This is a genomic window from Streptomyces sp. NPDC088915 (assembly GCF_044749825.1).
Lineage (GTDB): Bacteria > Actinomycetota > Actinomycetes > Streptomycetales > Streptomycetaceae > Streptomyces.
Map to the genome: position 1 here is coordinate 1 of NZ_JBIVIR010000031.1, position 12886 is coordinate 12886.

The window sequence follows — 12886 nt, forward strand, 5'->3', positions numbered from 1 at the left end:
CCTTTCCAGCCTCTGCCCCCCCAGCCCCCGGCCCCCCCCGGCTGGGGGGGGCCGGGGCGGCCGGTGGGGGGGGCGCGCGCCACCCGCACGTCCGGGGACGGCCCGCTCAGGTACGGGTCGCCAGCTCGAACCAGACCACCTTGCCGCCCGAGAGCCGGGTCGCCCCCCAGCGCCGGGCCAGCCGGTTCACCAGGAAGAGCCCGCGCCCGCTCTCGTCCGTGTCCCGCGCCCGCCGCTGCCGGGGCAGCTGCGGGGAGTCGTCGCCGACCTCGCAGCGCAGCACGTCCGTACGGAGCAGCCGCAGCGTCACCGGCCGCTCCGCGTACCGCACGGCGTTCGTCACGACCTCGCTGATCAGCAGCTCCACCGAGTCCGTGAGGTCCTCCAGGTCCCAGCGGGCCAGCGCCCGCCGGGCGAGCCGCCGGGCACGGCCCGGGGCCGCGTCCTCCGGGTCCAGGAACCAGTACGCCACGTCGCTCGGCGCGATCCCGTCGAACCGGGCCGCGAGCAGCGCGATGTCGTCGTCCCGGTCGCCCGGACCCAGCATGTCCAGGACGTCGTCGCAGAGCGCCTCCAGCGGGGGCGAGTGGTCGGGCCCGGTGAGCTGCGCGGTCGCCGCCAGGCGCTCCCGCAACTGCTCGATCCCCGTCCACACGTCCCGCAGCCGCGACTCCACCAGGCCGTCGGTGTAGAGCAGCAGCGTGGCACCGGCCGGGGCGTCCAGCTCGACCGCCTCGAAGTCCACCCCGCCCACCCCGATCGGGGCGCCCGGCGGCACCCGCAGGACCTCCGCGCGCCCGCCCAGGTGGAGCAGTATCGGCGGCGGATGGCCGGCGTTCGCCACCGTGATCCGGTGCGAGACCGGGTCGTACACCGCGTACAGACAGGTCGCCATCCGGTTCTCGCCGAGCCGCTGCGCCTGCTCGTCCAGGTGGTGCAGGACCTCCTGCGGCGGCAGGTCGAGCCCGGCCAGGGTCTGCGCGGTGGTGCGCAGCTGGCCCATGATCGCCGCCGAGGTCATGGAGTGGCCCATGACGTCGCCCACGACCAGGGCGACCCTGCTGCCGGGCAGCGGGATCGCGTCGTACCAGTCGCCGCCCACCCGGGCCGTCTCGGCCGCCGGCAGGTAGCGCGAGGCCAGCCGGACCCCGGTCGGCTGCGGGAGCGAGTCCGGCAGCATCGTCCGCTGGAGCTCGTCCGCGATGTACGCCTCCCGGCCGTACAGGACGGCCTTGTCGATGCCGAGCGCGGTGTGCGTGGCCAGCTGCGCCGCCACCAGGAGGTCGTTCGGCTCGAACCCGGCGCGCTCGGGGCGGCGCAGGAACACGGCCGCGCCGATCACCCGGCGCCGGCCGCGCAGCGGAGCCAGTATCGCCCGCAGCCCGCCGGGCAGCGGATGGTCGGTGCCGAGCAGCTCGCCCAGCGCCTCCCGGGCGGCGGCGGAGTCGCCGAAGACCGGCCGCACCCCGCGCAGGACCTCGGCGAGCGCCCCTCCGGACCGCACCTCGCAGAGTTCGGCCGCGGGGGTCGGATCCGGGTCGGGCACGAGGACGAGCTCCTCGGACTCCGGGTCCGTTAACCGCAGCCGGTCCGTCCGGCGCAGCCGCAGCACGAAAGGCGCCACCGGGCGCTCGTCGCCCACCGGCAGGGGATCGCGCAGGTAGACCAGGATCTCGTCGGAGAAGGTCGGCACGGTCGCCCGGCACAGACCGAGCACGATCTCGTCCAGGTCGATGCCGCGGGCGATGCGGCGGGTCGCCGCCCCGACGAACCGCAGCCGCTCGCCCTCGCGCCGCGCCGAGGTGCCCCCGCCGCCGGACGGCTGCGGGGAGACGGCGACGGCCACGGCGCCCGAGCCGCCGCTCCCGAGGGGCGCGGCGGGCACGCCGGGCGCCGCCGGGGACTCCGCACCGGGGACCGGTGCTCCGCCCGGCTGCGCGGGCACGTCGGGCAGGCCGGCCGCCGCCTCCTGGCGGGGGCGCGCACGTTCCTGCGGCCGGGCGGCCAGGGGCTGGCGGCCTTCGTGGGAAGTGGGATGCTCCGTCACGCGTGGGATTCCGTCCGTCCGGGCCGGTGGTGCGATGCACTCGCTCTTCTCGCCGATGCCGCGCCTTCGGCGGGGGTAAACCCCTCGTATGCAGCGGATGTGGACGCTCCGCGGGTCGCGGCGACGACGGGGCTCTGAACACCCGGGCGGACGTCCGGCACTGCTCTCCCCCTCGTGGGTGACTGGCGGTCAGGTCCAGTGTGCTGTTCGGTCGCTGACGTACTGTTCAGTAGGTCCGACGTGCTGGTCGATCCGTCTCCGACGCGCGGAGGACGATCCTACGTTTGAACCCCGGGGGTGCATCAAGGGTCTCACGGCCCGGTGTGCGCCGGGGTGCGGTCCCAGTCCGCCGGCAGTTCCGGAACGCGCCACGCCGGATCGGGCCGCCAGTGCTCCCAGCCGTCCGAGAACGGCGCCCCCCACGTCCGGATCCGCTCCACCGCGCGCCGCCCGGCGGCCCGCACCTCCGCCGCCTGCTCCGGGCCCATCAGACCGGACCGCTGGGCCTGCGCGAACTCGTCCTCGTCCCGCCACAGCCAGCTCCGGTCGGGGTAGACGGAGATGTCGAGGAAGTGGTCCTCGGAGTCGAAGCCACCGGACCAGCGGGTCCGCGGCTCCTCCAGGTTCACGTACCAGCTGCGGAAGCGCCAGCCGCGCTCCCAGAACAGCCACACCGACCACGGCTCACCGGGCCGGGCCAGCTTCAGCACCCCGCTGCCCGTCCAGCGGGCCCGCTCGGTGGTCCTGGGGGCGGTGTAGCGGGTGGCGAGCGGCTCGTCGTGCACGGGGGTGCCGTCGGCGAGCACGGGCCGGACGCACTCGGTGCCGGGCGCCATCCAGACCGCGAGCAGCTCGGGCGTGTCCCGCACGACCGTCACCGGCCGGCAGATGTGCACGGCCCCGGTGCCGTTGCCGCGGTAGCGCCAGAGGACGTGGTCCCCCGGCGCCCAGTGCTGAGAGGCGTCCGATCCTGTCATGCGCAGATCTTAGGGGCGCGCTCCCACCGCCGCTGCGGTGCGGGTCACGGAATCGGACGGCCCCCGCCTACGGGTGCGTCATCCGCAGCACGTCCAGCGCCTCGTCCAGCTGTTCCACCGTGAGGTCGCCCCGCTCGACGTAGCCGGACTCCAGGACCACCTCGCGGATGGTCTTCCGCTCCGCGAGGGACTTCTTGGCGACCTTCGCGGCCTCCTCGTAGCCGATGTACTTGTTGAGCGGGGTGACCACGGACGGCGAGGACTCCGCGTACTCGCGGGCGCGCTCGACGTTGGCCGTGATCCCGTCGACCGTGCGGTCCGCCAGCAGCCGGGAGGCGTTGGCCAGGAGCCGCACGGATTCCAGCAGGTTCTTGGCCATCACCGGCAGCATCACGTTGAGCTCGAAGTTCCCGGCCGCGCCCGCCACCGCCACCGTGGTGTCGTTTCCGGTCACCTGCGCGGCGACCATCAGGACCGCCTCGGGGATCACCGGGTTCACCTTGCCCGGCATGATCGAGGAGCCGGGCTGGAGGTCGGGGAGGTTGATCTCGGCGAGGCCCGTGCGCGGCCCGCTGGCCATCCAGCGCAGATCGTTGGAGATCTTGGTGAGGGAGACGGCGATGGTCCTGAGCTGCCCGGACGTCTCCACCAGGCCGTCGCGGGCGCCCTGGGCCTCGAAGTGGTCGCGGGCCTCGGTCAGCGGCAGTCCGGTGGTCCGGGCGACCTCCGCGATGACGGCGGCCGAGAAGCCGGCCGGGGTGTTGATGCCGGTGCCCACCGCCGTGCCGCCGAGGGGGAGTTCGGCGAGCCGGAGGAGCGCGCCGCGCAGCCGCTCGACCCCGTACCTCACCTGGGCCGCGTAGCCGCCGAACTCCTGGCCGAGGGTGACCGGGGTGGCGTCCATCAGATGCGTGCGGCCCGACTTCACGACCTTCGCGAATTCGGCCGATTTTCGCTCCAGGGCGGCGGCCAGGTGCTCCAGGGCGGGGATCAGGTCGTGGGCGACGGCGCCGGTCGCCGCGATGTGGATGGAGGACGGGAAGACGTCGTTGGAGGACTGCGAGGCGTTCACGTGGTCGTTGGGGTGCACCTCCCGGCCCTCCGGCAGCCGCTCGGTGGCGAGGGTGGCGATCACCTCGTTGGTGTTCATGTTGGACGAGGTGCCCGAGCCGGTCTGGAAGACGTCCACGGGGAAGTGCGCGTCCCAGCGCCCCTCCGCGACCTCCTCCGCCGCCGCGGCGATCGCCTCCGCGCGGTCCGCGTCGATCACCCCGAGCCGGGCGTTGACCTGGGCGGCGGCCGCCTTGATCCGGGCCAGGGCCTCGATGTGGGCGCGCTCCAGGCGCTGGCCCGAGATCGGGAAGTTCTCCACCGCCCGCTGGGTCTGGGCCCGCCACTTGGCGTGCGCGGGGACCCGCACCTCACCCATGGAGTCGTGCTCGATCCGGAAGTCCCGGTCGTCCCCGCCGTGCTGCTCGCTGTCGTTCATCTTCTTCAACCTCCCGTAAAACGTGAGCACTTGTCTTGTTCGATGTATTCCCAAGGCGCGTACCGGCCAGTAAAAACCGTGGGTAACCCCACTTCCAGGAGGCGCAATGACGCGCACCAGGTACAGACTCCGCCGGCCCGTCGCCGCCGTCGCCACGGCCGCCGCGGTCCTCGGAACGATGATCGCGGCCGCCGCTCCCGCCGGCGCGGCCGACACGACCGTGACGGCCACGGGTACGACGACCGTCACGGCCACGGGCACGAGGGCCGCCACCGCTTCCGTACCCCTCCCGCCCGCCCTGGAGGCGATCCGGGCGGCCGAGGCCACCAAGATCTACGGAAGCCCCGAGGAGCGCCCGCTCGACCAGCGCAGGAGCGGCCTGATCTCGCTCGGCGACAGCGAGATCTCCGGCGAGGGCGTCGGCACCTACGAACCCCCCACCAACGGCCCCTCCAACTGGTGCCACCGCTCGCCCGACGCCGCCGTCCACCGCACCGGGATCGCCGCGGACCTCACCTTCAACGTCTCCTGCTCCGGCGCGTACACCGGAAACATCAAGGTCGGCGGCTCGAAGCAGTACGCCGACGAACTCGTCCAGAGCGACAGCCTCGCCATCAAGGCCCGCAACACCCGCATCAAGATGGTCCTGCTCGTCGCCGGGGCCAACGACGACCTCCAGTTCGGCCCCGTCATGACCGACTGCGTCACCCGCTACCTGCTCAGCCAGGGCGCCTGCGAGCCCAAGTACGCCCCCGGCTGGCAGGCCCGCGTCGACGGACTCGTCCCCAAGGTCGAGCAGACCGTCCGCGACCTCAAGACCGTCATGCGCGACGCCGGATACGCCGACGGCGACTACAAGCTCGTCCTCATGGGCTACCCCAGCCCGATCGGCCCCGACTTCCGCGACAACCCGAACTTCCCCGGCAAGCTGGTCTGCGGCGGCCTGGGGTACGACTCCGACACCGTCTGGGGCCGCGACACCGCCGTCCCCGCCTTCGAGCGCGGCATGCGGAAGGCCGCCGCGTCCACCGGCGCCACCTACCTCGACAACTCCCGCCTCTTCCACGGCCACGAGGTCTGCACGGAGGACCCCTGGGCCAGGGGCCTCTACATCGACCTCTCCAAGCCCGGCCTCCCGGACGAGAACTCGGTCCGGCAGTCCTTCCACCCCAACGCGCGCGGGCACGCCGCCTTCGCCTCCTGCCTCACCCAGCTCTACGCCTCCGGCCTGCGCGAGGCGAGCTGCGCCGACGTGAACTCCACCGGGAAGCCCACCCTCTTCCCGCTCGCCTGGGACGACGCCTACCGCCCGCTGAGGAACCAGGCGACCGGCAACTGCCTCGACGTCGACGCGGCCACCAGCGCCAACGGCACCCGGGTCCTCGGCTGGGACTGCCACGACGGCCGCAACCAGACCTGGTGGTACGACTCCGCCCGGCAGACCGTCCACACCGGCCTCACCCAGGACCGCTGCCTGGACGTGCCCGACTCCCAGTACCGGGCGGGCACGGCCCTGGTCCTGTGGAACTGCCACGGCGGCGCCAACCAGAGGTTCGTCCGCGACGGCGCCACCCTCCGGCCCGCCGCCGCGACCGGCATGTGCCTCACCCAGGGCGCGGCGAAGGAGCAGATCAGGCTCCGGGCCTGCGACGGCTCCGCGAACCAGAAGTTCGCGTAGCCGCGCGTCCCACGGGAACGCCGCGGCCCCCGTCCGGCACGGGACGGGGGCCGCGGCCACGGCTCAGAGCACCTTCAGGGTCGTACGGGCCAGCTCGTACGCCGGGACCATCGCCCGGTGCTCCTCGGTGTCCGTTCCGCCGAGGTGGACGACGACCGCCCCCTTCGGGGTGGCGACGGCGAGGGCGCGCTCCTCCTTCTCCTCGTCGAGGAGTTCGCTCCGCACCGTGTAGGTCACCTCGACGGCGGGCGCGCCGCCCGCCGTCGTCTCCCGGTACGAGGCGCCGGAACTCCCCTTCTCCGCCTTCACGAAGGCTTCGAGCGCGGCCCGCGCGGACGAGTGGGCCGCGCTCTTCTCCACCGTCCACACCCGCAGGAAGCCGAGGTGCCCGGCCGGCTTGGCGTCCACCTCGCAGCGGACGGTGGCCGGGCCCTGGCGGGTGAGCGCCGCGAACTCTGGGTCCTCCGGGTTCCTGACCGCCTTCGGCTCCCACGCCTGCGCGAGGGAGAAGGAGACCGGCAGCGCGCAGGCCGTCCCCGGCCCGCCGAGGGAGGCCGCCGCGACGGCCGCGCCCGGCGCCCCGGCGTCCGAGGGCCTCGCGGTCGTCGGCTTCGCGGCCGTCGGGCGCGGCCCCGGGGTGACCTCCGGGAGCGGCTCGGGGCCGGCGCAGCCGGTCAGCAGCGGCCCCGCCGCGAGGAGGGCGGGGAGCAGGAGCCGTATCGGAAGTCTCATGATCGGCAGACTAGCTCCGGGCCGGCCCCGCGAGGACGTCAGGAGAGCTTGCCGCCGTAGTCCGGGAGCTTGAAGGTGCGCTCGGCGTGACCGCCGACGAGGTCGCTGGTGTTGTTGCCGATGTTCGCGATGATCGTGTAGCCCTTGGCCTCGATCTCCGCGCGCTGCTCCGTCTTGTACGCGCTGACCTCGGCGAACAGGTCGGGCAGCGAGCGCACGTACAGGCCGTCGACCGGGTAGCCGGCCTTCTTCAGGTTCCAGTCGGTGAGCGCGTGGATGATCCCGGGGCGGGCGGTGACGAAGAAGACGGCCACCCCGCGCGCGTGGGCGTCCCGGACGAGGGCGCGGACCTCGGCGATGGCCGGGGTGGGCAGCTCCCAGAACGGGTGGAAGTCCGTCTCCAGGGAGCTGTTGTCGATGTCGAGGACGAGCGCCTGCTTCTCGCGCCCGGCGTCCTTCGCGCGCTCCTCGACGTACGGACGCGCCTCGGCGACGACGGCCGCCACGTCACGGCGCCAGGTGCCGTAGTCGATGCCGGCGAGCGCGGCGGTCGACACCACGTGGGCGTTCGGGTCGGAGGAGGCGGACGCGGTGGCGGCGGAGGCGGCGGGCGCGGGCCCGACGACGAGGACGGCGGAGAGGGCGAGCGCGGCGGTGGAACCGGCGGCGGCACGCCGGTGGAGGGGGGTGGAGGGCATGGGGGGCTCCCGAGAGGTCGACCGACTCAGTGGTTGACATGCTCACGGCCCATACTGACGGGTAGGTGACGGGAGGACCACCGGTCGGTAGCGACTTTCCGAGCACCCGTCGCCGAGGGGCGAGTTCCGCTTCCGGCGAGGCGCTGTGCGGGGTGACGGGCGGGGTGACGTGCGTCCCGTTGTGGACCCGGCCCGGCCCGTCGGATGATCGGAGGACCGAACCGGAGGGAGCGCCATGCGGTACGCCGAGGGGCCGAGCGCACACTGTGACGTCCACGTCGGGGCGGCCGTGCCGCGGGTCTGGGAGCTGGTGACCGACATCCTGCTGCCCGCCAGGTTCAGCCCGGAACTGTGCCGCGCCGCCTGGCTCGACGGCGCGGACGGCCCCCGGGTGGGCGCGCGCTTCGAGGGCCACAACCACCACCGGCTGCTCGGCGAGTGGCGGACCGTCTCCCACGTGACCGAGCTGGAGGACGCGGGCGAGCGGCGGGTGTTCGCCTGGGCCGTCACGGACGCGGACGGCCGCTTCGGCGACCCGGCACCGGACCCGGCGCGGCCCATGGCGACCTGGCGCTACGAACTCGCCCCCGAGGACGGCGGCACCCGGCTCCGCCAGTCGGCCCGCCTCGGCCCGGCCCGCAGCGGCGTCTCCCTGACCCTCGACCGGTGGCCGGACCGCGAGGAGCGGATCGTCGCCGTCCGCGTCGAGGAACTGCGCGCGGGCATGGAGAAGACCCTCGCGGGCATCAAGTCCCTCGCGGAAAAGGGCGCTTGACCTCCGGTCCACGGGAAGAGCCCCCGCGCCGGTGACGGCCGGGGGCTCTCCGGGGCACTGCCTCGGGGTCAGGCCAGACCGGGGCCCCGCACCGGGATGTGCGTGAACGTCGGCTCCGGCGCCGGATTCTGGAAGAAGTCGTTCCCCTTGTCGTCCACGACGATGAACGCCGGGAAGTCCTCGACCTCGATCTTCCAGACCGCCTCCATGCCGAGCTCCTCGTACTCGACGATCTCGACCTTCTTGATGCAGTCCTGCGCCAGGCGCGCCGCCGGGCCGCCGATCGAGCCGAGGTAGAAGCCGCCGTGGCTGCCGCACGCGTCCGTGACCTGCTTCGAGCGGTTGCCCTTGGCCAGCATGACCTTCGAGCCGCCCGCCGCCTGGAACTGCTCCACGTACGAGTCCATGCGGCCGGCCGTCGTCGGGCCGAAGGAGCCGGAGGCGTACCCCTCGGGGGTCTTCGCCGGGCCCGCGTAGTACACCGGGTGGTCCTTCAGGTACTGCGGCATCTCCTCGCCCGCGTCCAGGCGCTCCTTGATCTTGGCGTGCGCGATGTCGCGCGCCACGACCAGCGGGCCGGTCAGCGAGAGGCGGGTCTTGACCGGGTACCTGGTCAGCTCGGCGAGGATCTCGTCCATCGGCTGGTTGAGGTCGATCCGCACGACGTCGGAGGCCTCGTCGAGGTGCTCGTCGGTGGTCTCCGGCAGGAAGCGCGCCGGGTCCGTCTCCAGCTGCTCCAGGAAGACGCCCTCGGCGGTGATCTTCGCGACGGCCTGGCGGTCGGCCGAGCAGGAGACGGCGATGGCGACGGGCAGCGAGGCGCCGTGGCGCGGCAGGCGCACCACGCGCACGTCGTGGCAGAAGTACTTGCCGCCGAACTGGGCGCCGATGCCGATCCGCTGCGTCAGCTCGAAGACCTTCTCCTCCAACTCCTTGTCGCGGAAGCCGTGGCCGGTCTCGGCCGAGCCCTCGGTGGGCAGCTCGTCCAGGTAGTGCGCGGAGGCGTACTTCGCGGTCTTCAGGGCGAACTCGGCGCTGGTGCCGCCGACGACGATCGCCAGGTGGTACGGCGGGCAGGCGGCCGTGCCGAGCGAGCGGATCTTCTCCTCCAGGAACTTCATCATGGAGGCCTCGTTGAGGACCGCCTTGGTCTCCTGGTAGAGGAAGGACTTGTTGGCGGAGCCGCCGCCCTTGGCCATGAAGAGGAACTTGTACGCGCCGCCGTCGGTGGCGTACAGCTCGATCTGCGCGGGCAGGTTCGAGCCGGTGTTCTTCTCCTCCCACATGGTGACCGGGGCCATCTGCGAGTACCGCAGGTTGAGCTTGGTGTACGCGTCGTAGACGCCCTTGGAGAGGGCCTCCTCGTCGCGGCCGGAGGTCAGCACGTTCTGGCCGCGCTTTCCCATGACGATCGCGGTGCCGGTGTCCTGGCACATCGGGAGGACGCCGGCGGCGGCGATGTTCGCGTTCTTGAGCAGGTCGAGCGCGACGAACTTGTCGTTGCCCGACGCCTCCGGGTCGTCGATGATCCGGCGGAGCTGGGCCAGGTGGGCCGGGCGCAGGAAGTGCTGGATGTCGTGGATCGCCTCGGCGGCCAGCCGCCGCAGCGCCTCGGGCTCGACCTTGAGGAACGTACGCCCGTCGGCCTCGAAGGTGGAGACGCCTTCGGCGGTCACCAGGCGGTAGGGCGTGGTGTCCTCTCCCAGGGGGAGCAGATCGGAGTACGAAAACTCTGGCATGACGGCGGTCATTCCTCACTCGGCGGGCAGCGGCGCCGCCTCCGTTGGCAACGCGTCCTCCAGCGTAGAACGCCTCCGTTTCGACGGTCCTGTGAGGTAAGGCTCACTTGGGGCGCGCCCGACCGGATCCGGTCTCGTCCACAGGTCTCGGCCCCGCCCCCTGGTCGCGATCTATCGCGTTTCGCTAGGCTGGCTCCGTGGACCTCGAAAAGCAGCCCGAACCCGAGAAGCAGCCGCAGCCGCAGCGGTCGGCCGCCCCCGCCGAGACCGCCCCCGCGGCCCCCGCCTTCGCCGATCCGCAGGGCTCGCTGCGGGCCTCGGACGCGGACCGGGACCGGATCGCCGACATCCTCAGGGACGCCCTGGCCGAGGGGCGGCTCGACGCCGAGGAGCACTCGGACCGGATCGACGCGGTCTACCGGGCCAAGACGGTCGGGGAGCTGGAGCCGATCGTCCGCGACCTGCCGGCCGCCCGGGCCTCCCGGCCGGCGCCGGATCCGGCCTACGCCTACGGGCCCGACGACCAGGACGGCGAACCGGAGAACCTCGTCGCGATCTTCTCCAGCACCACCCGCAAGGGCCGCTGGCGGGTGAGCCGCCGGACGAACGCCTTCGCGTTCTTCGGCAACATCGAGATCGACCTGACCGAGGCGATCTTCGCCCAGCGCCTGACCACGATCAACGCCACCTCCATCTTCGGCAACGTCGAGGTGCGGGTCCCGGAGAACATCAGCCTGCGCGGCAACGGCAGCGGGATCTTCGGGAACTTCGAGGTCGTCACCCTGGAGGGCGTCGACCCGCAGGCCCCGGTCGTCGTCATCAACGGCTACTCGGTCTTCGGGAACGTCGAGGCGCGGCCCAAGCGCGGCAAGTGGATCACGGACCTCCAGGGCAGGATGCGCAAACACCTCGGCCACTGACGGGAGTTCGCGGGTGGGGCGGCGCTCCGGGGCGGGTGACCGGAATCCGCCGTCGGCCCTCCGCAGTCCGGAACGGCGCGGCACCCAGTGCATAGGCGCGCGCACAGCGGGTAAGGCTCGTGGCATCGCCCCTCGCCCGCGAAGTCGTCGTCAGTCGTCAGGAGTAGACCGTGCTGCAACTGCCGCATCAGCCCCTCCAGGCCGTCGCCGTCCCTCCCGCCCGCACCCCGGCCCGGGAGGACGAGGGCGGCCCGTGGCACGCGGAAGCGGTGTGCCGCCGTGACGAGGCAGGACTCTTCTTCGCCCCCTCCAAGGAGCCGACGGCCGCGCGCCTCGCCCGCGAGGAGGCCGCCAAGCGGGTCTGCGCGCGCTGTCCTGTGATGGTCGAGTGCCGCGAGCACGCGCTGCTCCAGCCCGAGCCGTACGGGGTGTGGGGCGGGCTCACGGCGGCGGAGCGCCGCGTGGTCCTCGCCCGGCGCCGGCGGCGCGAGGTGGAGCTGCGGAAGGCGGCCGCGACGGAGCGGATCGCCAAGGCGGGCTGACCGGGGAGCGGAGCCGGGACGCCGGGACCGGAGGACGGGACCGGACGCCGGGCACGGAGGCCTTCGTCGGCCCGTACGGGAAGGGGCGCCCCCACCGCACATGGGAGCGCCCCTCTTCGTACCGTCCGCGGGTCCGGCCCGCCCGGCTCCGGCCTACTTGGCGCGGTCGAAGTCGATCTTGCTGTACGCGCGCAGCTTCGAGAGCCGGTGCGTGGAGTCGATCTGGCGGATCGTGCCGGACTTCGAGCGCATGACCAGGGACTGCGTGGTCGCCGTCTCGGCGCGGTAGCGCACCCCGCGCAGCAGTTCGCCGTCGGTGATGCCGGTCGCGACGAAGAAGACGTTGTCGCCGCTGACCAGGTCGTCGGTGGAGAGCACCCGGTCCAGGTCGTGGCCCGCGTCGAGCGCCTTCTGCCGCTCGGCGTCGTCCTTCGGCCACAGCTTGCCCTGGATCACGCCGCCGAGGCACTTGATCGCGCAGGCGGAGATGATGCCCTCGGGGGTGCCGCCGATGCCCATGAGCATGTCGACGCCGGTGCCCTCGCGGACGGCCATGATCGAACCGGCGACGTCGCCGTCCGAGATGAACTTGATCCGGGCCCCGGTCTCGCGGATCTCCTTGACGATGCCCTCGTGACGGGGGCGGTCCAGGATGACGACCGTGATGTCCTCGGGCGAGGAGTTCTTCGCCTTGGCGACCCGGCGGATGTTGACCGAGACGGGGGCGTTGATGTCGACGAAGTCGGCGGCCTCGGGGCCGGTGACCAGCTTGTCCATGTAGAAGACCGCGGACGGGTCGAACATGGTGCCGCGGTCGGCGGCGGCCAGGACGGCGATCGCGTTCGGCATGCCCTTGGCGTTGAGCGTGGTGCCGTCGATCGGGTCGACGGCGATGTCGACCTCGGCGCCGGTGCCGTCGCCGACCCGCTCGCCGTTGAAGAGCATCGGGGCTTCGTCCTTCTCGCCCTCGCCGATGACGACGACGCCGTCCATCGAGACGGTGGAGATCAGGGTCCGCATGGCGTTGACCGCCGCGCCGTCCGCGCCGATCTTGTCGCCCCGGCCGACCCAGCGTCCGGCGGCCATGGCGGCGGCCTCGGTGACGCGCACCAGTTCGAGGGCGAGGTTGCGGTCGGGGGCCTCGGGAGAGACCTCCAGCTCGGGCGGGAGGGTGTGCTCGGTCATCGGGGCGCACCTTTCTGTACGGCGACGGCCGCAAAATAAGAGGGTCCTGTGACTCTATCGTCAGGTCGACAAAATGAGCAGAGGGGCCCACGTATGAGCACGGG

The 12886-nt window shown here is 72.7% G+C and carries 11 protein-coding genes; 4 read left to right on the plus strand and 7 right to left on the minus strand.

Annotated features, from left to right (window positions below):
• Positions 1–106: 106 nt before the first annotated feature.
• The 3 genes from ACIP5O_RS35390 to ACIP5O_RS35400 form a co-directional block, all read right to left on the minus strand.
• Complete coding sequence (locus tag ACIP5O_RS35390; RefSeq protein ID WP_401301512.1) at positions 107–2047, minus strand: SpoIIE family protein phosphatase; 1941 nt, start codon at positions 2045–2047, stop codon at positions 107–109.
• 311 nt (positions 2048–2358) lie between these two features.
• Complete coding sequence (locus ACIP5O_RS35395; protein ID WP_401301515.1) at positions 2359–3024, minus strand: DUF402 domain-containing protein; 666 nt, start codon at positions 3022–3024, stop codon at positions 2359–2361.
• Between the two features lie 67 nt (positions 3025–3091).
• Positions 3092–4513 carry a class II fumarate hydratase gene (locus tag ACIP5O_RS35400; protein ID WP_401301518.1) on the minus strand — a complete coding sequence of 474 codons (1422 nt, stop codon included), beginning with the start codon at positions 4511–4513 and terminating at the stop codon, positions 3092–3094.
• A 106-nt stretch (positions 4514–4619) separates the two neighbouring features.
• Here ACIP5O_RS35400 and ACIP5O_RS35405 point away from each other — a divergent pair, with 106 nt between their 5' ends.
• A complete protein-coding gene (locus tag ACIP5O_RS35405; RefSeq protein ID WP_401301521.1) occupies positions 4620–6191 on the plus strand; it encodes a ricin-type beta-trefoil lectin domain protein in 1572 nt (523 codons plus the stop codon).
• A gap of 63 nt (positions 6192–6254) precedes the next feature.
• Here ACIP5O_RS35405 and ACIP5O_RS35410 read toward each other — a convergent pair whose 3' ends face one another.
• Both ACIP5O_RS35410 and ACIP5O_RS35415 read right to left on the minus strand, forming a co-directional pair.
• The gene (locus tag ACIP5O_RS35410; RefSeq protein ID WP_401301523.1) at positions 6255–6923 is read right to left on the minus strand and encodes a lipoprotein; all 669 of its coding nucleotides are present in this window, start codon (positions 6921–6923) and stop codon (positions 6255–6257) included.
• A 38-nt stretch (positions 6924–6961) separates the two neighbouring features.
• Positions 6962–7621 (minus strand): HAD family acid phosphatase, encoded by a 660-nt coding sequence (locus ACIP5O_RS35415; protein ID WP_401301526.1) that lies wholly within the window; start codon positions 7619–7621, stop codon positions 6962–6964.
• A 235-nt stretch (positions 7622–7856) separates the two neighbouring features.
• On the opposite strand from ACIP5O_RS35415, the gene ACIP5O_RS35420 reads away from it, so the two are divergent.
• Positions 7857–8396: an SRPBCC family protein gene (locus ACIP5O_RS35420; protein WP_401301529.1), complete on the plus strand. Its 540-nt coding sequence runs from the start codon at positions 7857–7859 to the stop codon at positions 8394–8396.
• 68 nt (positions 8397–8464) lie between these two features.
• On the opposite strand, the gene ACIP5O_RS35425 is transcribed toward ACIP5O_RS35420, so the two are convergent.
• The gene (locus ACIP5O_RS35425) at positions 8465–10135 is read right to left on the minus strand and encodes a fumarate hydratase (RefSeq protein ID WP_401301532.1); all 1671 of its coding nucleotides are present in this window, start codon (positions 10133–10135) and stop codon (positions 8465–8467) included.
• Positions 10136–10332: 197 nt separating this feature from the next.
• Here ACIP5O_RS35425 and ACIP5O_RS35430 point away from each other — a divergent pair, with 197 nt between their 5' ends.
• Both ACIP5O_RS35430 and ACIP5O_RS35435 read left to right on the plus strand, forming a co-directional pair.
• A complete protein-coding gene (locus ACIP5O_RS35430; RefSeq protein ID WP_401301534.1) occupies positions 10333–11055 on the plus strand; it encodes a DUF1707 domain-containing protein in 723 nt (240 codons plus the stop codon).
• Between the two features lie 170 nt (positions 11056–11225).
• Positions 11226–11597, plus strand: a complete 372-nt coding sequence (locus ACIP5O_RS35435) for a WhiB family transcriptional regulator (RefSeq protein ID WP_053645841.1) — start codon at positions 11226–11228, stop codon at positions 11595–11597.
• Between the two features lie 153 nt (positions 11598–11750).
• Here ACIP5O_RS35435 and glpX read toward each other — a convergent pair whose 3' ends face one another.
• On the minus strand, positions 11751–12782 hold the full coding sequence (glpX, locus tag ACIP5O_RS35440; protein WP_121832572.1) for a class II fructose-bisphosphatase: 1032 nt from the start codon (positions 12780–12782) through the stop codon (positions 11751–11753).
• Positions 12783–12886: the final 104 nt, after the last annotated feature.

Excerpts from the sequence above, each read along its gene's own strand:
- ACIP5O_RS35395 (WP_401301515.1), bottom strand. The coding sequence starts at position 3,024 with ATGACAGGATCGGACGCCTCTCAGCACTGGGCGCCGGGGGACCACGTC.
- ACIP5O_RS35400 (WP_401301518.1), bottom strand. The coding sequence starts at position 4,513 with ATGAACGACAGCGAGCAGCACGGCGGGGACGACCGGGACTTCCGGATC.
- ACIP5O_RS35405 (WP_401301521.1), top strand. The coding sequence starts at position 4,620 with ATGACGCGCACCAGGTACAGACTCCGCCGGCCCGTCGCCGCCGTCGCC.
- ACIP5O_RS35410 (WP_401301523.1), bottom strand. The coding sequence starts at position 6,923 with ATGAGACTTCCGATACGGCTCCTGCTCCCCGCCCTCCTCGCGGCGGGG.
- ACIP5O_RS35415 (WP_401301526.1), bottom strand. The coding sequence starts at position 7,621 with ATGCCCTCCACCCCCCTCCACCGGCGTGCCGCCGCCGGTTCCACCGCC.
- ACIP5O_RS35420 (WP_401301529.1), top strand. The coding sequence starts at position 7,857 with ATGCGGTACGCCGAGGGGCCGAGCGCACACTGTGACGTCCACGTCGGG.
- ACIP5O_RS35425 (WP_401301532.1), bottom strand. The coding sequence starts at position 10,135 with ATGCCAGAGTTTTCGTACTCCGATCTGCTCCCCCTGGGAGAGGACACC.
- glpX (WP_121832572.1), bottom strand. The coding sequence starts at position 12,782 with ATGACCGAGCACACCCTCCCGCCCGAGCTGGAGGTCTCTCCCGAGGCC.